We start from the raw sequence: 19,671 nt of genomic DNA, 5'->3' as shown, positions 1-19,671 counted from the left end.
GGCTGCTAGCGAGCGTCTCGCGCGTCGTCCTCAGACCACTTGGCGCTGTTCGCCCGCAGCTTTTCCAGGGCATGGGCGGCATCATCGCGGGTCACGAATGGTCCAACCCGATCCAGTGATGCCGACTGCAGACCGAGCTCGACCTCGCCGGTGCGCATGTTGTACCAGAATGCGTGTTCCTTGTTCTCGGCCATAAGCTTGATCCTATGCCTAAGGATTCAATCGGTCACCTCATCCCGGGAACGGTGTCATCGCCCCGTTCCGTTCCGTCCCACATCGTTCGCCCGGAGTACATCGGCAAGACCGGCCCGAGCCCCTTCACCGGCTCCGATGTCTATTCGCTCGAGAAAATCGAACTCATTCGCGAGTCGGGCAGCATCGCTGCCCGCGCCATCGCCGCCGTCGGCGCTGCAATCGTTCCCGGCGTCACAACCGAGGAACTTGACCGGATCGGCCACGACTACATGGTCGCGCACGACGCCTACCCCTCGACGCTCGGTTACCGCGGCTACCCCAAATCGTTGTGCAGCTCGGTCAACGAGGTCATCTGCCACGGTATCCCCGACAACACGGTGCTTGAAAACGGCGACATCGTGAACATCGACATCACCGCGTTCAAGAACGGGGTTCACGGCGACACCAACGTGACCTTTGTCGTCGGGGAAGCGAGCGAAGAGGTCACCCTGCTGGTCGAACGCACCCGCGAGGCGCTCGCCCGCGGCATCAAGGCCGTAGCCCCCGGACGACAGGTCAATGTGATCGGTCGCACGATCGAGTCCTACGCCAAACGCTTCAACTACGGTGTCATACGCGACTATACCGGGCACGGGGTCGGCGAAGCCTTCCACTCCGGCCTGATTATTCCGCACTATGACGCGCCGCAGTACGACACCGTGATGGAGGTCGGCATGGTCTTCACCATCGAGCCAATGCTCACGCTCGGCACGAGCGACTGGGACATCTGGGACGACGACTGGACGGTCCTCACCCGCGACCGCAGCATCACGGCGCAGTTTGAACACACTCTTGTGGTGACCGAACGTGGCGCCGAAATTCTAACCCTGCCCTGACCGCGCGCTCGACCAGATAGGTTCAATATATGACTGCAACGACGGCAATCGGCATCGACATCGGTGGCACCGGCATCAAGGGAGCCGTCGTCGATCTGTCGACCGGTGAGCTGCTCTCAGATCGGGTGAAGCTGCCGACGCCCAAGGGTGGCAGACCGCAGGACATCATTGAGACCACGCGCACCCTGCTCGGGACGGTGTCTCAGGGAGTCGGCGACCTGCCGGTCGGTGTCTGTTTTCCCGCGGTTGTGAAGAACGGGAGCACCATGTCGGCGGCGAACGTATCATCGAAGTGGATCGGCCTGGCCGCCGAGGCTTTGTTTGAAAAGGGCCTTGGGCTCCCAATTCACTTCGTCAACGACGCGGATGCCGCGGGGTACGCCGAAGCGCAGTTCGGGGCGGCGAAGGACGTTGCCGGCGTCGTACTGCTGACCACTCTCGGCACTGGAATCGGTTCGGCGCTGCTCAATGACGGTGTGCTGGTTCCGAACACGGAACTCGGCCACCTGCAGATCGACGGTCAGGACTACGAGACTCGGGCGGCGTACTCTGCCAAGGAACGCGAGAACCTGAGCTGGGACAAGTGGGCGATGCGCCTGCAGAAGTATTACTCGACCCTTGAACTGTTATTCACCCCCGACCTGTTCATTGTCGGCGGCGGCGTCTCCAAACACTATGAGGACTTCCTGCCGCTGCTGCGCCTGAAAACCAGGATCATTCCGGCCGTGCACCGCAACAATGCAGGCATCCTCGGTGCAGCCGCCCTCGCCGCCCGCCTTGTTTCCAGCTAGATCTGGCCGGTTAGGTCTTGCCGGCTGGCTCCCGCCCCGATTTTGGTCAGGGGAACGACAGAGGACCGACACCATGGCGATGGTGTCGGTCCTCTGTCGCTTCGGCCAGACGAAAGCTACCGGGCCATCCGTTCATCGACGGCGTCGTCCTCGGAAACTCGCTCAGACTCCATAACACGTTGGCGACGCTTCATCCAGTACGACAGGGCGAAGATCACGATCAGTGAAACATAGACGGTGGCCGCGATCGGTGATGCGATGAGCGCCGTCGGATCCCCCTGCGAGATCGCGAGCGACCGGCGCAGCTGGTTCTCAAAGATCGGGCCGAGAATAAGCCCGACCACCATCGGCGCGATCGGGTAGCCGTAGCGCCGCATGAAGAAGCCCAGCACGCCAACGACGAGCAGAATCCCCACGTCAACCGGCGTGAAATTGAGCGAGAACGCACCAAGCCCAGCGAACACCAGAATTCCCGCATACAGGTACGGACGTGGGATCTGCAGTATCTTTACCCAGATACCCACCAGCGGCAGGTTGAGAATCAGCAGCATCAGGTTGCCGACGTACAGGCTGGCGATGAGTGTCCAGACCAGTGCACCCTGGGTTTCAAAGAGCAGCGGCCCCGGCTGAATCTGATAGCGCTGGAATGCGACGAGCATCATCGCGGCCGTGGCCGTCGTCGGAATCCCGAGGGTCAGTAGCGGCACCAGAACTCCGGCCGCCGCCGCGTTGTTGGCCGATTCCGGGCCGGCAACGCCCTCGATGGCACCCTTGCCGAACTGTTTCTTGTTCGCACCGTTGGCCAGGCGGCGTTCGGCCGCATAGGAGAGGAAGGTAGCAACATCCGCTCCCCCGGCGGGAATCGTACCGATCGGGAAACCGATGAAGGTTCCGCGCAACCACGGCTTCCAGGACCGCTTCCAGTCGTCCTTCTTCATCCAAGTGGTCCAGCCGCCGGTGACCGGAATCACCTTGACCGGCCCGTGCCGCAGCCGGGACGCCACATACATGGCCTCGCCGACGGCGAACAAGCCGACGGCGACGAGTACAACGTCGATACCGTCGGCCAGGAATGGATTGCCGAAGGTGTAACGCTGCTGGCCGGTGAGGGCGTCGACGCCGATCAGCGCGATGAACAAGCCGAGGGCCAGCGACGCTAGCCCACGCAGAACGGATGCCCCAAGCAAGGCCCCCACGGTCAGGAATGCAACGAGCATGAGGGCCACATATTCGACCGGGCCGATTTGAATGGCGAACTCGGCCACGAATGGGGCGAGAAAGCTCAGCAACACCGTCGCGAGGGTGCCGGCGACAAACGACCCGAGGGCCGCCGTCGCGAGGGCTGCAGCGCCCCGTCCGGCCTTGGCCATCTTGTTGCCCTCGAGGGCTGTCACGATCGATGCCGACTCCCCCGGTGTATTGAGCAGGATCGATGTCGTCGATCCGCCGTACATGCCACCGTAGTAGATGCCGGCGAAGACGATGATGGCCGCGGTCGGTTCGAGGCTGTAGGTGATCGGCATCAGCAGGGCGATGGTCATGGCGGGTCCGATGCCCGGCAGCACGCCGATGGCGGTGCCGATGAAGACACCACCGAGCGCGTAAAGCAGATACATCGGCTGCATCGCCACGCTGAAGCCATTCATCAGGTTGATGAAGTTATCCATTGAAGATGGCCACCCCTTCCAGGAGAAAACCGGCCGGCAGGGACACGCCGAGGAGCCCCGCGAACACGAATTGCAGAATCAGGGCGAGCGCGATGCCGGTCAGGGCGTTGCGCCACCAGGGCTTCGCACCGAGCGACCAGGCCGCGCCGAAGAACAACACGGCGGCCGCGACGGGCCAGCCGAGCGGCACGATCAGCACAATATGAACGATGACGAAGCCGACGAGCTTCACGACGGTGAGCCAGTCGGTTTTGATGCTCGGGTCGACGTCTTCGCCCTCTTCGGCCACGCCGACGTGGCCGCGCAGGAGCTGAAAAATCAGGCCGATGCCAATCACGACAAGCAGTCCCGAGACCAGGAAGGGGAACGCGCGGGGACCGATGTCACTCGCTGAGGGCGGTGTGCGGATGTCGGCGCCGGCCACGAAGCCGACGATTCCCAAGCTGAGGATGACACACGCGAAAACTATTTCTCCGACGGGCCGGGCGGCGGTGGCACGGTTGGTGCCACCGCCGCCCAGCGACTCGGGTGTGGGAACGGTCATCGGGTTACAGCAGACCGATGTCTTTCAGCGTGACCTTCACTGTCGCGATGTCTTCGGTGAGGAAATCGGCGAACTCGTTACCGATCATGAAGGCATCCGCCCAGTTGTTATCAGTGAGTGTGGTCTGCCAAGTGTCGGTCGCGTGCAGGTCTTCCATCAGTGTGGTGAGAATTTCGGCCTGAGCGGCATCGATGGATCCGGGAGCGACCACTCCGCGCCAGTTCGTGAGCACGACGTCGATCCCTTGATCGGTCAGTGTTTCGGTGTCGGGAAGCTGCGGGGCAGCGTCCGATCCGGACACCGCCAGGGCCCGCAGTTTGCCGGCTTTGACCTGCTCGGCGTACTCTCCAACGCCGGAGATGCCGGCATTGACCTTGTTGCCGAGCAGCGCGGCCAGGGACTCTCCACCGCCCGAGTAGGGAATGTAGTTGAGCTTGTCAGCGCTGATGCCCTGTTCCTTGAGCATCATTCCGGCCAGGATGTGGTCGGCGCCGCCGGCCGATCCTCCAGTGATCGAGACAGCCTGGCCGGTCTCGCCAATGTCATCGAGCAGATCGCCAATGGTGTCGTACGGGGAATCGGTCGGAACGACCACGACGAGCGGCTCGTCGGTGAGGCGGGCGATCGGGGTGGTGTCTTCGATGCGGTTGGCGGAGTTGTTCGTTTCGACGGCACCGACCATGACATAGCCCATGACCATGAGGGTGTTGATATCCTTCTCGGTCTTCATCGCGGCGAGCCCGTTCGTGCCGCCGGCGCCGCCCACGTTGACGACGGAGGCGCTCGTCACGAGATCGTTGGCCTGCAGGTCCTTTTCGATGGCCCTACCGGTCTGGTCCCAGCCGCCGCCCGGGTCGGCTGGAACGATGATGTTGAGCTTGTCGATGCCGGCTGCAGCCTCATTGCTGTTGCCGCTGGTCGCTGCCGGGGTGCTGCACCCGGCGAGAAGTAGAACGGATGCTGCCGCCGTAACGATCAAACCGGTTCGACGCGTCATTGAGCCTTGTTTCATGCTGTTTTCCTCTATTCACTCCACTGTGATGCGTATGGCTACGCTGTATCTCAGCGTATGGAGCCCCGCCGATCAGCGGAAGAATTCGGTCATAGTGCGCATATTGGTCATTACGGACACTGCCCGGGCGGACCGGACGCAACGTCGGAGGGTAGATGGGAGAATGGAAGAATGATTCAGTCGATGTCGCTGAGAACACAGTTGTTCTTTCTGCAACTCCTTATTGTTCTCATCGTCGTCCTCGTTGCCGGGTCCGTCGCTATCCGCTTGCAGGAACAGCAGATTCGTGACGCCTATCAAGCCCGCATGGTGGGAGTCGCGCAGTCGGTGGCCGAGCTGCCCGCGATCGTCGATGCCTTTGACGACAGCGACCCAAGCGACACGATTCAACCGATCGCCGAACTGATCTCCGAGGCCGCCAACGTCACCTACGTCGTCGTCACCGACGACACCGGCGTGCGCTATTCGCATCCGAACCCGGCCATGATCAGCCACGTGACCTCGACGGATCCATCGATTGCGCTGTCTGGTGAGACCTATGTCGGCACCCAGACTGGCACGCTCGGAGAGACCTGGCGGGTCAAACTGCCGATCCTTGACGAGTCCGGAGTCATCATCGGCATGGCTTCGGTAGGAATTTTGGAGCAGACGCTGCGCGCCGACCTTTATAAGGTGCTGCCAGAGCTCGTGACCTGGCTCGTCGGGGCTGCCCTGGTAGGAACAGCCGGGGCGACGATGATCTCGCGGATGGTGTGGCGCAGGATTCACCGGCTGGAACCCGAAGAGATCGCCTCCCTGTTGGAGACCCGCGAGGCGATGCTGCACGGTATCGGCGAGGGCCTTGTTGCGGTGGATGCCGCCGGTTCCATCGCTCTGGTCAACGACGAGGCGCGCAGACTCCTCGGCGCGGACGATGACTCGGTGGGGCGTCCGGCGCCGGACGTGGTCGGTGCGGAACTGGCCAGAATGCTGGCCGATAGCGGTGAAAGCGATGAGACCGTGCTCGTCGGTGAACGCGTTCTGCTGGCGCGGTCCAACGATGCCATCGTCGACGGTGGATTGGTCGGCCGGGTATTGATTCTGCGGGACCGGACCGAGCTGCACCAGCTTCTGCAAGACCTGGATGGCGCACGGGATGTGACGCAGGCTTTGCGTGCCCAGGCCCACGAATTCGCCAACAAGATGCACGTTATTTCGGGGTTGATCGAACTGGGGCGCACGGAGCAGGTCGTGGATTTCATCACTCGCGCCGGGCACGGTGGTTCCGTGGTCTCCCGAGCCCTGTCCCCCGGCATCACCGACCCCGACGCGGCGAGCCTGCTCATGGCCAAGAGCACCATCGCAGCGGAGAAAGGCATCAATCTGGTCATCGACGAAGATTCGACTCTCGCACCCGATGGAACGACGGATCCGGTCACGGTACTCGGTAATCTCATTGACAATGCGATGGAAGCGATCGGTGCCGATGGCACCATCCACGTTCGCCTCAGCGAAGACAGCACGGGTGCCACCATCGTCGTCTCCGATGACGGCCCGGGAATCAAAGAGAAGGACCGCGTGCGAATATTTGAGGTCGGCCAGTCCACCCGAGACGTTAGCCGCCCCGGAGCACGCGGTTTCGGGTTGGCCCTCGTGCAGCGCGTAGCCGTGCGCCGCACCGGGTTCGTCACCTCCAAGCCGTCGCAGCACGGCGGAGCAACCTTCACCGTGCTCCTCGCCGCAGTACCTTCCTCGCCCAACCGCATTGGAACCGCCTCATGACGCTCATTCATACGGCTCTCATTCGCACGGCTCTTATCCGCACGGTGGTCATCGACGATGACCGTGAAGTCGCGGGAATTCACACCGGTTTTCTGCTCGCCCACGGTGGGTTCGAGATCGTCGGCGTCGCCTACACCGGTACAGACGGCCTCGATCTAATCACGAGGCTGAAACCAGACCTGGTGCTGTTGGACATCCATCTGCCCGGTATGTCCGGCATCGACGTGCTGCGGGCCGCGCGCAATCTTCCCGGCGACCCGGTCGATATCATTGCCATCACCGCTGCCAGGGAGCTCGACACTGTGCGGGCAGCGATGGCCGGTGGGGTCATGCACTACCTGGTCAAACCGTTCACCTCGACCGTGCTGCTCGAGCGACTCGACCAGTACGTTCAACACCGTCAGGATTTGCGCGAGCACGCCGCTGTGACAGCATCAATGCTCGATCAGGAACGAATAGACCGGATGCTGCAACCCGGCACGGTCGCGCCGCCCACCGCAGCCGCTGGATCGGTCGCATTGTCGCTGTCCAAGGGACTGTCCGAGGTGACGCTCGACGCCGTCGTGACCACGCTCAAGCGAGCCGCCGTCGGTATCTCGGCCAGCGACGTGGCTGGTTATCTGGGACTGGCTCGGGTGAGCGCTCGGCGCTACCTTGAATTTCTGGTCATCACCGAACGAGCCGGTATCACCCAAAAATATGGCCGCGCCGGGCGGCCGGAAAAGCTCTATCACTGGACCGCGGCCGGCTGACCAAACCGCCGGGTGGATGAAGGTGGAATGGGCCGGCTAGTACGCCGGGTTCTGTCCAGGTGTTTGCACACCGTCGACGGCCATCTATCTCGTGACTACGTTGCCGCAGCCCTCTAGCGGTCTACCCGAAAGCTCGGCGAGCCGCCTCAACGCTTTCTGTCTGACCTTGCTCCGGACGAGGTTTACCGAGCCGACCAGGTCACCCTGGCCTCTGGTGGTCTCTTACACCACCGTTTCACCCTTACCACCTGCCGAATCCGAAGATGCGACGCCGGTGGCGGTCTACTTTCTGTGGCACTGTCTCGCGGGTTACCCCGGGTGGGTGTTACCCACCATCCTGCTCTATGGAGCCCGGACGTTCCTCGGCATCCGCTTGACCCGAAGATCTCCCGAATGACGCGACCGTCTTGCCGACCCATTCCGAAACCCAAGCTTACCGGGCGGGCAGGCTGGCGCCGAACCGGCGCTAGATTCCGGACTCTTCGGTGCGTACCAGCACGGCGCCACAGTCGGGGCAGAAGATGACCTCGTCCGTCGGCGCCTGACGGGCATCGGCGAGGTCGCTCCCGGTCAGGGTCATCGTGCATCCACTGCAGGTACGGGCACGTAGCAGAGCCGCGGCGTTGCCGTGGCCGCTGATGCGCAGGCGCTCGTACAGGGCAGCGACGTCATTGGGAATGGCGGCCGCAATCGTTGCGCGATCACGGGTCAACTCACCGAGCTGACGGGTGAGGTCAACCAACGACTCATCCCGAACGGCTTCAGTGGCGGCGACCCGCTCGGCAATGGCGTCGCGTTCCTGCTCCACCACGGCCACGGCCGCCTCGTGCTCCTCCTGGCGCTCAAGCACGGCAATCTCAATCTCCTCGAGATCGAACAGGCGCTTCCTGAGTGAGGCAACCTCGGAGTCGAGAGCCTGAATGTCCTTGACGGATGAGGTGTGTTGGAGCCGGTCGGTATCGCGGGCGATGCGCTTTTCGACGACCTCAACGTCGCTCTCGATGCGTCCCAATTCGGTACGCACGTCGTCGAGCTCGCCGGATCGGCCGAGCAGCTTCATGCGGCTGGCCTCAGCCTCCCTGTTGAGCGCGGCAAGCTCGGCGTGCGCCGCGAGTGACTTTGACTGGTGGCTAAGCTGAAGAACCTTGATGTCGAGGGCCTGAAGCCGCAGAAGTTCCTTCTGCTGGAGTGGTGATGCCTTCACGATGTCCTGACCTAACGCTAAATTTGACTTGTACTGACGAAAGAAAATGAATTTAGTGCACGATGGCGAAATTCCAAGGGTCGGTGTTCAGGTCACTTACCGTAACCGACACTCCCGGCAGGGCCTCCCGCAACTGCATGGCAGCTGGCTCCAGCCACAACCATTCGCTGGCCCAGTGTGCGACGTCGATGAGGGCGGGTCCGCCGACGCAAAGCGCCTGCTCGCGCGCCTCCTGCGCCGGGTGGTGGCGCAGATCGGAGGTGATGTAGACATCCGCTGCCAGCACCTGCGGGTGCCGCAGCAAGGAATCACCGGCGCCGCCACAAAGTGCAATCGTCGTGATCGGGGCTGCATAGTCGCCGGCGGCGCGAACTCCGGAAGCCGTGGCCGGCAGCAGGGCCAGCATGGTGTGTGCCAGGTGTCCGAGCGTGGTCGGTTTCGGCAGGCGACCGACCCGTCCGATGCCAGTGCCCGGCACAACGCCATTCATGATGGGCAGCGCGGCGATCAATCCCAGCCGCATGGCGATCACGTCGGACACGCCGTCAGCGACCACGTCTGCGTTGGTGTGGGCGGCAAGCAAAGCACAGTCGGCACGAATGAGTCGGCTGAGCAATGCCCCTTTGTAGCTGTCCTCGGCGATGCTCGTGACACCGCGCAGCAGCAGCGGATGATGCGTCAACAGCAGATCGGCGCCGGCTGCAATGGCCTCGTCGGCCGTGTCGGCGACGGCATCGACGGCCAAATGGATGCTGCGAATCGGCCGGGCCGGATCGCCGCTGACCAGCCCCGGTGCATCCCACGCTTCGGCACCGTCGAGAGGCCAGAGGGTATGGGCGATGCGGGTAACGTCGGCAAGCGAGAATGACACCCGTTCAGCCTACCGGGCGACCGGTGCCAAGGTTTCGCGAACAGGACACAACCCAATGCGTCGTGTCCGCGAAAAGGCAGGTCAGTAGTCGAACTCGTCGAACTGCACGACAGCCGACTCCTCACGGGTCCACGCCGCTGGGATCATGGCTCCGGTTTGGGCCTTGCGGTGCAGAAAATCCGTCGTTTCCGGTTCGACCAGTTCTGGCGACAGACTATCCGCGGTGACGCTGACCAGCTGACTCGAGGAACCGATCAAAAACTGAGCGCGCAGAAGCATGCCGTCATCGCCCATGACCGGTATATCGACGACGTCGACTTGTCGACGGTTACACAGTGCCTCGGCGTACAGCAGGACCGCATCAGCGAGATCACTGCCGGTGATCACTGACCCACCGGGGTGAAATATACGTTTCATGATTTCCCTCGCAAGCTCACGTTTAGTGCGTGTGCTGCCAGGGTCCGGGGCGGCCAGGAATAGTATATGCCCGCTCAGTTCAAACGGGGGATAAGTCTCAGTTAGTTCGCAACTACTGCTAGAAGCGATGCAATTTTGTTTTTAGTGTTTGCGCGGTGTGGGATCGACGTAAGACCTGGACGGCGGCAATCTGAGCGAGCACTTGTGCGTCCAGAATCTGCGCGGGTGAGAGACCGCCGGAGCCCGTCGAAAACAGCGAGAGGGCGCCGATATCGACCGACCCATGATGAGCGGAAAGACGTGAACGGCCTGCACTTCCGTGTTCTGCGCGGCTTTCATCAACGCTGGGCAGGTCGTTCCCGTCGACGTCGCAAAGTTGTCTACGAGTACGGGCCGCCTGATGGCCAGCGGCCCCCAGGCAGACCCCTCACCCAGGTCGAATTACAGCGCATCGAAGTGGGCCTCCACGGTATTGTTTGCGCTCACGGTCTCGAACCCAAACGGGGAACAGAGCGTGCACACGGCTGCGGTAATGACCTGCAACACTTGCACCTGCCCAACCCAGTACACCGGAATCGTGCGTGTCATTCGACCTCACGATCACAAGCCGTGGGAGAAATCTTTGTGGGCCCTACCGGGCTCGAACCGATGACATCCACGGTGTAAACGTGGCGCTCTACCAACTGAGCTAAAGGCCCCGACGACGACTCAAGGTCACCGGGTCTCATCAGTATAGGTCAGAGGGCGGGTACAAGCTGTCCAAGAGCGGCGCGGTAGGAGTCGATGGACCGCGCTTCGCCGGGTGCTGTGATGAAACTGGCCCGAATGATGCCGCTTGGATCGATCAGGAATGTGGCGCGGTTAGCGAAACCCTTGTCCTCCAGAAAGACGCCGTATTCTTTCGCAACAGCTCCGTGCGGCCAGAAATCGGCCACGAGATCGAAGGTGTATTTTTCCTGCTCGCCGAAGGCCCGCAATGCATGACGGGAGTCAACGGAAATTCCGATGAGCTCGACTCCACCGTCTTCGAACAGGGCCAGGTTGTCACGCAGTTCACACAGTTCGCCGCTGCAGATGCCGGAGAACGCCAGCGGAAAGAACACCAAAGCGACGGACTTTATCCCCCGAAATTGGCTGAGCTGTACAGTTTCACCAAACTGATTGATGAGTTTGAAATCGGGTGCCTGGGTGTCATTTTCGAGAGCGATGAGAGCTTCTTTCCTCGGTGTCGGGCGCATGGATTGGCCGGAGACACACTCTAGCTCTGTAATATGTCCGGTGTCACAGCGGTCGCGTATTTTGGATCAGCCATGCCCGTGCACGGATAAGTTGTGAAATCTGTAGGCTTACGTGGTGCCGCCGGTTGCAATCCAACCTGCTCTGTTACGGCACGTGCCACCGTTGTGTTCAAACTGCTGAGCACCATCGCTGCGTAAACCACAGGCTGCATTAACCACAGAGAGAGGTCGACTGTGACGGTCAACGACCAGGACCCGTATTCGACGAACAACGCCGACTCAGATCCGGAGGAGACTGCTGAGTGGTCGCAATCCCTCGATTCGCTCGTCGCCGAACACGGCCACGAACGCGGGCGCGAGATCATGCTGAGCCTGTTGAAGCGCTCGAAGGAGCTGCACCTCGGCGTGCCGATGGTACCGACGACGGACTACATCAACACCATCGCTACGGAGAACGAACCCGACTTTCCCGGCGACGAAGACATTGAGCGCCGCTACCGCGCCTGGATTCGCTGGAACGCTGCCGTTCTGGTGCACCGGGCCCAGCGCCCCGGCATCGCCGTCGGCGGGCACATCGCGACGTATGCATCATCCGCTGCTCTCTATGAAGTTGGATTCAACCACTTCTTCCGCGGTCAGGACCACCGAGGCGGCGGCGATCAGATCTTCATCCAAGGCCACGCCTCCCCCGGCACTTATGCGCGTGCCTTCCTGGAGGGCCGGCTGACAGAGAACCAGCTTGACGGATTCCGCCAGGAAAAGTCGCACGCCCCCGACGGCATCTCTTCGTACCCGCACCCGCGACTCATGCCGGAATTTTGGCAGTTTCCCACAGTGTCGATGGGTCTCGGCCCGATCAACGCCATCTACCAAGCGCAGTTGAACCGCTACCTGACTAACCGTGGCATCAAGGATGCGAGCGATCAGCAGGTCTGGGCGTTCCTCGGCGATGGCGAAATGGACGAGGTGGAAAGTCGCGGCCAGCTTCAGGTGGCCGCCAACGAGGGCCTCGACAACCTCAACTTCGTAATCAACTGCAACCTGCAGCGCCTCGATGGCCCGGTGCGCGGTAACGGCAAGATCATCCAGGAGCTGGAAAGCTTCTTCCGCGGTGCTGGATGGAACGTCATCAAGGTCGTTTGGGGTCGCGAGTGGGACAACCTGCTCAAGAACGACGTCGATGGCGCCCTGATCAACCTGATGAACGTCACGACCGACGGCGACTACCAGACCTACAAGGCCGAGAGCGGCGCCTACGTGCGTGAGAACTTCTTTGGTCGTGATCCGCGTGCGCTCAAGCTCGTCGAACACCTCAGCGACGATGAGGTCTGGAATCTCAAGCGTGGAGGCCACGATTACCGCAAGGTATATGCCGCGTTCAAGGCAGCATCCGAGCACCAGGGCCAGCCCACAGTCATTCTGGCGAAGACGATCAAGGGCTACGGCCTCGGTCCGAGCTTCGAAGGCCGAAACGCGACCCACCAGATGAAAAAGATGACCCTCGACAACCTCAAGTCCTTCCGAGACAGCATGCACGTGCCGATCACGGATGCTCAGCTCGAGGACAACCCGTACCTGCCGCCGTACTACACTCCCGGCGACAAGGATGAGGCAATCGCGTACATGCACGAGCGTCGCCGTGCGCTCGGCGGCTACCTGCCCGAGCGTCGCACCAAGCACGCCAAGGTCAACCTCCCCGGCGACGAGACCTACAAGGTGGCCCAAAAGGGGTCCGGTACCCAGGAGATCGCTACGACGATGTCATTCGTGCGGCTCCTCAAAGAGCTCGTGCGAGCCAAAGACTTTGGCAACCGCATCGTTCCGATCATCCCTGACGAGGCTCGCACCTTCGGTATTGACGCGTTCTTCCCCACCGCCAAGATCTACAACCCCAACGGCCAGCACTACACGTCCGTTGACCATGCCCAGCTGCTCTCGTATAAGGAGAGCCCACAGGGCCAGATCCTGCACGTTGGCATCAATGAGGCCGGCGCTGCTGCAGCATTCACCAACGTCGGCACCTCGTATGCCACCCAGGGTGAACCGCTCATTCCGGTGTACGTGTTCTACTCCATGTTCGGATTCCAGCGCACCGGAGACGCTCTCTGGGCCGCCGGTGACATGATGGCCCGCGGGTTTATCATTGGCGCGACCGCGGGTCGCACTACGTTGACCGGAGAGGGCCTGCAGCATGCCGACGGCCACTCTCCCCTTCTGTCGTCGACCAACCCGGCCGTGGTCTCCTACGACCCGGCCTACGGCTACGAGATCGGCCACATCGTGCGCGCCGGCCTGGAGCGCATGTACGGTGGCGCCCACGCCGACCCGAACGTCATGTACTACATCACGGTTTATAACGAGCCGGCCGTGCAGCCCGTCGAGCCCGAAGATGTTGATATTGCGGGAATTCTGCGCGGTATCCACCGGGTGAGCGCATCGACGGTCAATGGACCGAAGGCCCAGCTGCTGGGCTCGGGTGTTGCCGTGCCGTGGGCGCTGGAAGCTGCGAAGCTTCTCGCCGACGACTGGGGCGTTTCGGCCGATGTCTGGTCCGTCACGTCGTGGACGGAGCTGCGTCGCGATGGCCTGGCCGCCGAGGAGTACAACTTTCTCAACCCCGACAACGAGCCGCGCATTCCGTACGTCACCTCGAAGCTTGAGGGGGCTGCCGGCCCGTTCGTGGCCGTGTCGGACTTCATGCACGCCGTTCCCGACCAGATTCGGCAGTTCGTGCCGAGCGACTTCGCTACCCTCGGCGCTGACAGCTTCGGCTTCTCGGACACCCGCCCGGCAGCACGTCGATTCTTCAAGATCGACGGCCCGTCGATGGTGGTGCGCACTCTCGAGCTGCTCGCCCGCCGCGGCGAGGTCGACCGGAGCCTGGCCGGCCAGGCCATCGCCAAATATCGCCTGCACGACGTGAGCGCGGGCACCACCGGCTCTGCCGGGGGCGAGAGCTAAAAGCAGTGGCACCGGCGCCCAAGACGAAAGAGCAGACTCTCAACTGGCTGCGCACCATCTCTGGTGAGTTGTCCACGCAGACGCTGAAACGACTCGAAGACACGCTGTCTTGGTACGGCGATATGCCACCAGGGCGGCGGTCCGCCGTCGGCCTGGTGGCCCAGGCCGGAATCACGAGCTTCATTTCGTGGTTCGACGACCCGCGGTCAACCCCGTGGATCGCCGCGGACGTCTTCGGCGCCGCTCCTCGCGAGCTGCTGCGCTCGGTAAGCCTGCAGCAGACGTTGCAGCTCATTCGAGTGACCGTCGAGGTCGTCGAGGAACGCGTCAAGGACGGTGGAGAGTCTCTCCGGGAAGCGATCCTGCTCTACTCTCGCGAGATTGCCTTCGGGGCAGCGGATGTCTACGCGCGCGCCGCCGAGGCGCGCGGCCTCTGGGACGCGCGGCTTGAAGCTCTCGTCGTTGATTCCATCCTCAGCGGTGAGTATGACGACGAGCTGCCTAGTCGTATCGCCGCCCTCGGCTGGCACGGTCATGGGGAGGTCTGTGTGCTCGTCGGTACCACACCGCAGATGCTCGACGTCGACCAGTTGCGCCGCGCCGCGCGCCACATGGCGGCCGACGTGCTCATCGGTGTGCAGGGGAACCGGCTCGTGCTCGTGATCGGGCGCGCACGCCCGGCACCGGTCGACAGCGAGGACGTCGGCACAGCGTCCGCGCTGACCTTCATGGAGATCGCCATGGCCCTCGAGCCCATCTTCGGGCCGGGACATTTGGTGCTCGGGCACGAGGTGCCCAACCTCGTGGACGCGTCGAAGAGTGCAAAAGCAGCGCTGGCTGGTTTTGCCGTCGCTCGTTCGTGGCGCAACGCCCCACGGCCGGTGCAGGCCGATGATCTGCTCCCTGAGCGTGCCCTGGCCGGTGATCCGCTGGCACGCGCCACGCTCATACATCGTATCTATCGGCCCCTGCAAGCGCACTCGACCGAGCTACTCACCACCCTGTGGTGCTACCTCGACAATGGCCGCTCCCTGGAGGCAACCGCGCGTGAACTCTTCGTACATCCCAACACCGTGCGGTACCGCCTGAAACGAGTGTCCGAAGTGATCGGCTACGACGCCACGGGGGCCCGCGAAGCGCTCATTTTGCAGTCTGCGCTGATCATCGGTTCGATCAGCGACCACGATGGTTCCAGCCGCCGCCGCTAAGCACATCCCACGATTACCTGACACGCGGGGGTATAGGGTGTTATCCGGTCGTCACGTCGTCGTGTCGCCCCCTCAACCTGAGAAACGACTTGGTGAGCCTCGTCGTTACACCGGCATCCGTTGCCATGGTTGTCACTCGTCGCGGGTGAGATCAGAGTTGACCGTATTCAGACTTGGAGCGTGTCATGCCGCCATCCCAGAAAACCGCGACCGAAGGTGCTGAGAAACCGACAGGAGCCGCCAGCGTCGCGACGCAGGCTCGCGAACTGACCCGTAGCCTCAAACCCCGTCACCTCTCGATGATCGCGATAGCGGGAGTCATCGGAGCCGGTCTGTTCGTGGGTTCCGGAGCGGCGATCCAGCAAGCGGGCCCTGGAATTCTTGTCGCCTACGCCGCCGCGGGCCTAGTAGTAATCCTGGTGATGCGCATGCTCGGCGAGATGGCGGCGGCAAGCCCGGAAACCGGCTCGTTCTCCGCCTACGCCGATCGAGCTCTCGGCCGCTGGGCCGGGTTCAGCATCGGCTGGCTATACGCCTGGTTTTGGATCATCGTCCTCGGGATCGAGGCAACCGCGGGTGCAGCAATCGTGCATCGGTGGGTGCCCGAGGTCGATCAATGGGTATGGGCTCTCCTGCTCATGGTGCTTCTCACTCTCACGAATGTGGCCTCGGTGAAATCGTTTGGGGAGTTCGAATTTTGGTTCGCCTCGATCAAGGTCGCGGCCATTGCTGTCTTCCTGGTGCTTGGCATCGTGGCGATCCTCGGGTTCATGCCCGGTGTGGCTGCGCCTGGTTTCGACAACCTCACTAATCGCGGCGGATTCTTCCCCAACGGTGCCGGAGCGGTACTCGGTGGAGTGCTCGTGGTCGTCTTTTCCTTCTTCGGCGCCGAGATCGCGACGATCGCAGCCGGTGAATCGCAAAACCCCGTGGCCGCTGTTCGGCAAGCCGTCCGGTCGACCGTGTGGCGAATCCTGATCTTCTATATCGGCTCGATCGCTGTTGTCGTCACCCTGCTGCCTTGGGACAGCGCCTCCGTCGCGAAGAGTCCGTATGTGGCGGCCATCGAGCTCTACGGGATTCCCGGTGCGGGCACGATCATGGACGTGATCGTGCTCACCTCCGTGTTGTCGTGTCTCAACTCTGGCCTCTACACCGCCAGCCGGATGTTGTTCTCGCTCTCGACGCGCGGAGATGCTCCCCGCTCCTGGGAAAAGATCTCTGCCCGGGGGGTGCCGCGCAGCGCGGTGCTCGCCTCGACCATCGTTGGGTTTGTGACCGTCGGTCTCAACTACGTGGCCCCCGACACCGTATTCCTGTTCCTGGTGAATACCTCCGGTGCCATCGCCCTGTTCGTCTGGCTCGTGATTGCGGCCTCGCAGTTGATCCTGCGCCGTCGCATGGGACCAGATGCCGCCAAGGCGCTCTCGCTCAAGATGTGGTTATTCCCCTATCTCACGTGGTTCGCAATCCTCAGCATCCTCGCCCTACTCGTGGGCATGTTGATCATCCCGGCAACGCGGGAATCTCTCGGGCTGTCCCTCATGCTGGCCGGGATGCTCGTGGGTATTGGCTTGTGGCGTTACCGGGGCGAGCGTGGAATGAGCGTCGTAGCCGACACCCGACCGGAGGTCGACGCGGCGTCTTCTGAATCGAGCCAGGGCCGGGAATGATCGCAGCATCGATCACGAGCTGAGGAATCGGAATCACTCCCCGTGGAATCTGCCTGCAAGAATCTAATTGCAGGAATCTACAAAGGTTCCCAGAATACTCAGTACCGTCTGTACATACATTTGCGTCATCAGATTGGAATACTAGCTAAGTGATCGTTGTCGTCTGCCCGGGTCAGGGCTCCCAAACTGCCGGATTTCTCGAACCCTGGTTGGCGCTGCCTGCCTTCAGTGAAGGCCTCCGGCAGATCTCCGACGACCTCGACCTGGACCTCCTCACCCACGGCACGGTCAGCGACGCCGACACCATCCGCGACACGGCGATTGCCCAGCCCCTCATCGTGGCCGCGGGTATCCTCACGCTTGAAGCGCTACTCGCGGATGGCCGCCAAGACCGTATCGCCGGGATCGCCGGGCACTCGGTCGGAGAACTCACGGCCGCCGCGGGTGCCGGCATCCTGAAAACCGCCGATGCGGTGCGATTTGTTCGCGAACGTGGCATGGCGATGCAGGCAGCCTCCGCCCTCGTTCCCACCGGGATGAGCGCCGTGATCGGTGCAGACGAAACCGAATTGCTCACCCGAACAGCCGAGCTCGGCCTCGAACCCGCCAACTTTAACGGCAGCGGTCAGATCGTCGTCGCCGGGGCGCTCGACGCTCTTGCCGAACTTGCCGCGGCTCCCCCGCACCGGGCCCGAGTCATTCCGCTTCAGGTCGCCGGCGCATTCCATACGCGCTATATGCAGCCAGCCGTAGCACGGATGACCGTGGTCGCCGAGTCGCTCACGCCCACCGACCCCACCCTCCCCATCTGGACCAATCGTGACGGGGGCCAGGTAACCGAAGGCAACCACTTTATGGACCTGCTCGTGGGTCAGGTGTCTTCGCCGGTACGGTGGGACAAGTGCATGGGGGCTTTCGCTGCGGCGGGAGTCACCGGAATCATCGAGGTTGCACCCGCCGGCGCCCTCGTCGGTCTCGCGAAACGAGGCCTGAAGGGCGTCCCGAGCGTCGCCATCAAGACCCCGGACGACCTGCCCGCCGCCTGGGCCATGATCGACCAGCAGTAGTGAATGTGATGAAAGAGACAATGACCAAGCCAACACTTAAGCAGTCCCACGGACCGCAGTACACCCGGATCCTGTCGGTCGGTGCCGCCCGTGGTGACCTCGTTGTACCCAACGACGAACTTGTCGAGGCAATTGATTCCTCTGACGAGTGGATTCAGCAGCGCACCGGTATTATCACCCGCACCCGGGCCAGTCGGGACATCAATGCCATCGACTTGGCAACGGATGCCGCCCGCGAAGCCATCGAGCGCAGCGGCATCGACCCAGCGCTCATCGATGCCGTGATCGTCGCGACCATCAGCAACATCCGGCAGACGCCGTCGGTCGCCGCCATTGTTGCCGATCGTGTGGGTACCAATCCGGCCGCAGCCTATGACATTAACGCGGCGTGCGCGGGCTACGCGTACGCCGTGGCCCAGGCCGACGCGCTGATTCGCACCGGTGCCGCACACTACGCGCTCGTCATCGGCGCGGAGAAACTTTCCGACCTCGTCGACCCCACCGATCGAAGCATCTCCTTTCTGCTCGGCGACGGTGCGGGCGCGGTCGTGATCGGCCCGAGCGACTACCCCGGCATCTCCACCACGGTGTGGGGCTCCGACGGGTCCAAAGCCGAGACGATCCAAATGGACCACACGCTGCAGGAATACCGCCGCGGTGAAGTCGCCTGGCCCACCCTGCGCCAGGAAGGTCCCGCGGTTTTCCGTTGGGCCGTCTGGGACATGGCGAAGGTGGCCAAGAAGGCCCTCGAAGTCGCTGGTATCGAAAGCGCCGACCTCGCTGCATTCATTCCCCACCAGGCCAACATGCGAATCATCGACGAGTTCGCCAAGCAGCTCAAACTGTCGGAGTCCGTCGTCATCGCCCGCGATGTCGCCACGACCGGCAACACGTCCTCCGCATCCATTCCCCTGGCCACCCACCGCCTGCTTGAGGAACACCCAGAGCTCAGCGGCGGCCTCGCACTGCAGATCGGCTTTGGTGCCGGACTCGTGTTCGGCGCGCAAGTCATTGTGCTGCCCTAACCAACCCACCCCCTAAACTAGATCTCGGTCAACTGAGACACCCCTCAAGGAGAAAAAACATGGCACTGTCCACCGAAGAAGTTCTGACCGGCCTGGCCGATCTCATCAACGATGAGACCGGCATTGCAACCGACACTGTTGAGCTCGGCAAGTCGTTCACCGATGATCTGGACATCGACTCCATCTCGATGATGACCATTGTCGTCAACGCAGAAGAGAAGTTCGACGTGAAGATCCCCGACGAAGAGGTCAAAAACCTCAAGACCGTCGGCGACGCCGTCGAGTTCATCGTAAAGGCACAGGACTAAGCCCGATCCTGAACAGGTCGGCCGGAAAACGGCCGACCTGTTCATTGGGCTGGTGGCAGATCGCGCCAGCCCACTCGTTTGTCGTTCCCTGGAGAGTGGACT

The 19,671-nt window shown here is 62.4% G+C and carries 19 protein-coding genes, 1 tRNA gene and 1 other RNA gene; 10 read left to right on the top strand and 11 right to left on the bottom strand.

Translation table 11 applies throughout. The features are described from left to right. Window positions 1-5: 5 nt before the first annotated feature. Window positions 6-194, bottom strand: a complete 189-nt coding sequence (locus CXY73_RS15115) for a hypothetical protein (RefSeq protein WP_104178165.1) — start codon at window positions 192-194, stop codon at window positions 6-8. 12 nt (window positions 195-206) lie between these two features. Between CXY73_RS15115 and map the strand changes: the two genes are divergently transcribed. After that, complete coding sequence (gene map, locus CXY73_RS15110) at window positions 207-1,070, top strand: type I methionyl aminopeptidase (RefSeq protein WP_104178164.1); 864 nt, start codon at window positions 207-209, stop codon at window positions 1,068-1,070. Window positions 1,071-1,099: 29 nt separating this feature from the next. Then, entirely contained in the window at window positions 1,100-1,861 is a 762-nt protein-coding gene (gene ppgK, locus CXY73_RS15105) for a polyphosphate--glucose phosphotransferase (RefSeq protein WP_104178163.1), read from the top strand. Window positions 1,862-1,977: 116 nt separating this feature from the next. Here the strand turns inward: ppgK and CXY73_RS15100 are convergent, their stop codons facing one another. Genes CXY73_RS15100 through CXY73_RS15090 form a run of 3 tightly spaced genes read right to left on the bottom strand, consistent with a single transcriptional unit; the run spans window position 1,978 to window position 5,084 of the window. Then, entirely contained in the window at window positions 1,978-3,528 is a 1,551-nt protein-coding gene (locus CXY73_RS15100; RefSeq protein ID WP_104134726.1) for a tripartite tricarboxylate transporter permease, read from the bottom strand. Further along, window positions 3,521-4,072, bottom strand: coding sequence for a tripartite tricarboxylate transporter TctB family protein (locus tag CXY73_RS15095; protein WP_104178162.1), 552 nt, complete (start codon window positions 4,070-4,072; stop codon window positions 3,521-3,523). Before CXY73_RS15095 ends, CXY73_RS15100 begins: the two co-directional genes overlap by 8 nt. A gap of 4 nt (window positions 4,073-4,076) precedes the next feature. Next, entirely contained in the window at window positions 4,077-5,084 is a 1,008-nt protein-coding gene (locus tag CXY73_RS15090; RefSeq protein ID WP_104178161.1) for a tripartite tricarboxylate transporter substrate binding protein, read from the bottom strand. 183 nt (window positions 5,085-5,267) lie between these two features. Between CXY73_RS15090 and CXY73_RS15085 the strand changes: the two genes are divergently transcribed. Both CXY73_RS15085 and CXY73_RS15080 read left to right on the top strand, forming a co-directional pair. Further along, complete coding sequence (locus tag CXY73_RS15085; protein ID WP_233198374.1) at window positions 5,268-6,845, top strand: sensor histidine kinase; 1,578 nt, start codon at window positions 5,268-5,270, stop codon at window positions 6,843-6,845. Further along, window positions 6,842-7,597 carry a response regulator gene (locus CXY73_RS15080; protein ID WP_104134730.1) on the top strand — a complete coding sequence of 252 codons (756 nt, stop codon included), beginning with the start codon at window positions 6,842-6,844 and terminating at the stop codon, window positions 7,595-7,597. The genes CXY73_RS15085 and CXY73_RS15080 overlap by 4 nt, the downstream gene beginning before the upstream one ends. A gap of 24 nt (window positions 7,598-7,621) precedes the next feature. On the opposite strand, the gene rnpB is transcribed toward CXY73_RS15080, so the two are convergent. From rnpB to CXY73_RS15050, 7 genes are all read right to left on the bottom strand, one after another. Beyond that, window positions 7,622-8,015, bottom strand: an RNA gene (gene rnpB / locus CXY73_RS15075) — RNase P RNA component class A. Window positions 8,016-8,063: 48 nt separating this feature from the next. Continuing rightward, on the bottom strand, window positions 8,064-8,801 hold the full coding sequence (locus tag CXY73_RS15070; protein ID WP_104134731.1) for a zinc ribbon domain-containing protein: 738 nt from the start codon (window positions 8,799-8,801) through the stop codon (window positions 8,064-8,066). 52 nt (window positions 8,802-8,853) lie between these two features. Then, window positions 8,854-9,672: a Nif3-like dinuclear metal center hexameric protein gene (locus CXY73_RS15065; RefSeq protein WP_104134732.1), complete on the bottom strand. Its 819-nt coding sequence runs from the start codon at window positions 9,670-9,672 to the stop codon at window positions 8,854-8,856. 81 nt (window positions 9,673-9,753) lie between these two features. Further along, a complete protein-coding gene (locus CXY73_RS15060) occupies window positions 9,754-10,089 on the bottom strand; it encodes a hypothetical protein (protein WP_146071772.1) in 336 nt (111 codons plus the stop codon). A gap of 441 nt (window positions 10,090-10,530) precedes the next feature. Next, window positions 10,531-10,677, bottom strand: a complete 147-nt coding sequence (locus CXY73_RS22895; protein ID WP_158252992.1) for a hypothetical protein — start codon at window positions 10,675-10,677, stop codon at window positions 10,531-10,533. A gap of 37 nt (window positions 10,678-10,714) precedes the next feature. Continuing rightward, window positions 10,715-10,787, bottom strand: a tRNA-Val gene (locus tag CXY73_RS15055). 39 nt (window positions 10,788-10,826) lie between these two features. Then, window positions 10,827-11,327, bottom strand: a complete 501-nt coding sequence (locus CXY73_RS15050; RefSeq protein ID WP_199184224.1) for a peroxiredoxin — start codon at window positions 11,325-11,327, stop codon at window positions 10,827-10,829. Between the two features lie 234 nt (window positions 11,328-11,561). Between CXY73_RS15050 and aceE the strand changes: the two genes are divergently transcribed. The 6 genes from aceE (at window position 11,562) to CXY73_RS15020 (ending at window position 19,569) form a co-directional block, all read left to right on the top strand. Next, window positions 11,562-14,288, top strand: a complete 2,727-nt coding sequence (aceE, locus tag CXY73_RS15045; protein WP_104178159.1) for a pyruvate dehydrogenase (acetyl-transferring), homodimeric type — start codon at window positions 11,562-11,564, stop codon at window positions 14,286-14,288. A gap of 5 nt (window positions 14,289-14,293) precedes the next feature. Next, complete coding sequence (locus tag CXY73_RS15040) at window positions 14,294-15,496, top strand: CdaR family transcriptional regulator (protein WP_104178158.1); 1,203 nt, start codon at window positions 14,294-14,296, stop codon at window positions 15,494-15,496. Window positions 15,497-15,795: 299 nt separating this feature from the next. Next, the gene (locus tag CXY73_RS15035) at window positions 15,796-17,169 is read left to right on the top strand and encodes an amino acid permease (RefSeq protein WP_233198383.1); all 1,374 of its coding nucleotides are present in this window, start codon (window positions 15,796-15,798) and stop codon (window positions 17,167-17,169) included. Window positions 17,170-17,318: 149 nt separating this feature from the next. Next, window positions 17,319-18,236 carry an ACP S-malonyltransferase gene (locus tag CXY73_RS15030; RefSeq protein ID WP_104134737.1) on the top strand — a complete coding sequence of 306 codons (918 nt, stop codon included), beginning with the start codon at window positions 17,319-17,321 and terminating at the stop codon, window positions 18,234-18,236. 20 nt (window positions 18,237-18,256) lie between these two features. Beyond that, on the top strand, window positions 18,257-19,261 hold the full coding sequence (locus CXY73_RS15025) for a beta-ketoacyl-ACP synthase III (RefSeq protein WP_104134738.1): 1,005 nt from the start codon (window positions 18,257-18,259) through the stop codon (window positions 19,259-19,261). Between the two features lie 59 nt (window positions 19,262-19,320). Then, entirely contained in the window at window positions 19,321-19,569 is a 249-nt protein-coding gene (locus tag CXY73_RS15020; protein WP_104134739.1) for an acyl carrier protein, read from the top strand. Window positions 19,570-19,671 lie beyond the last annotated feature (102 nt).

This window comes from Cryobacterium sp. Y50 (assembly GCF_002929805.1).
In the GTDB taxonomy this organism is placed as follows: domain Bacteria; phylum Actinomycetota; class Actinomycetes; order Actinomycetales; family Microbacteriaceae; genus Cryobacterium.
The sequence above is the reverse complement of the archived record's forward strand: the minus strand, read 5'-3'. Positions and strand labels throughout refer to the sequence as shown.

Bases quoted from the DNA above. Each gene is read 5' to 3' on its own strand.
- CXY73_RS15115 (WP_104178165.1), bottom strand. From the start codon at position 194: ATGGCCGAGAACAAGGAACACGCATTCTGGTACAACATGCGCACCGGC.
- CXY73_RS15085 (WP_233198374.1), top strand. From the start codon at position 5,268: ATGTCGCTGAGAACACAGTTGTTCTTTCTGCAACTCCTTATTGTTCTC.
- CXY73_RS15095 (WP_104178162.1), bottom strand. From the start codon at position 4,072: ATGACCGTTCCCACACCCGAGTCGCTGGGCGGCGGTGGCACCAACCGT.
- ppgK (WP_104178163.1), top strand. From the start codon at position 1,100: ATGACTGCAACGACGGCAATCGGCATCGACATCGGTGGCACCGGCATC.
- CXY73_RS22895 (WP_158252992.1), bottom strand. From the start codon at position 10,677: ATGACACGCACGATTCCGGTGTACTGGGTTGGGCAGGTGCAAGTGTTG.
- CXY73_RS15050 (WP_199184224.1), bottom strand. From the start codon at position 11,327: ATGCGCCCGACACCGAGGAAAGAAGCTCTCATCGCTCTCGAAAATGAC.
- CXY73_RS15100 (WP_104134726.1), bottom strand. From the start codon at position 3,528: ATGGATAACTTCATCAACCTGATGAATGGCTTCAGCGTGGCGATGCAG.
- CXY73_RS15080 (WP_104134730.1), top strand. From the start codon at position 6,842: ATGACGCTCATTCATACGGCTCTCATTCGCACGGCTCTTATCCGCACG.
- CXY73_RS15035 (WP_233198383.1), top strand. From the start codon at position 15,796: ATGATCGCGATAGCGGGAGTCATCGGAGCCGGTCTGTTCGTGGGTTCC.
- CXY73_RS15090 (WP_104178161.1), bottom strand. From the start codon at position 5,084: ATGAAACAAGGCTCAATGACGCGTCGAACCGGTTTGATCGTTACGGCG.
- CXY73_RS15060 (WP_146071772.1), bottom strand. From the start codon at position 10,089: ATGAAACGTATATTTCACCCCGGTGGGTCAGTGATCACCGGCAGTGAT.
- CXY73_RS15020 (WP_104134739.1), top strand. From the start codon at position 19,321: ATGGCACTGTCCACCGAAGAAGTTCTGACCGGCCTGGCCGATCTCATC.
- map (WP_104178164.1), top strand. From the start codon at position 207: ATGCCTAAGGATTCAATCGGTCACCTCATCCCGGGAACGGTGTCATCG.
- CXY73_RS15025 (WP_104134738.1), top strand. From the start codon at position 18,257: ATGACCAAGCCAACACTTAAGCAGTCCCACGGACCGCAGTACACCCGG.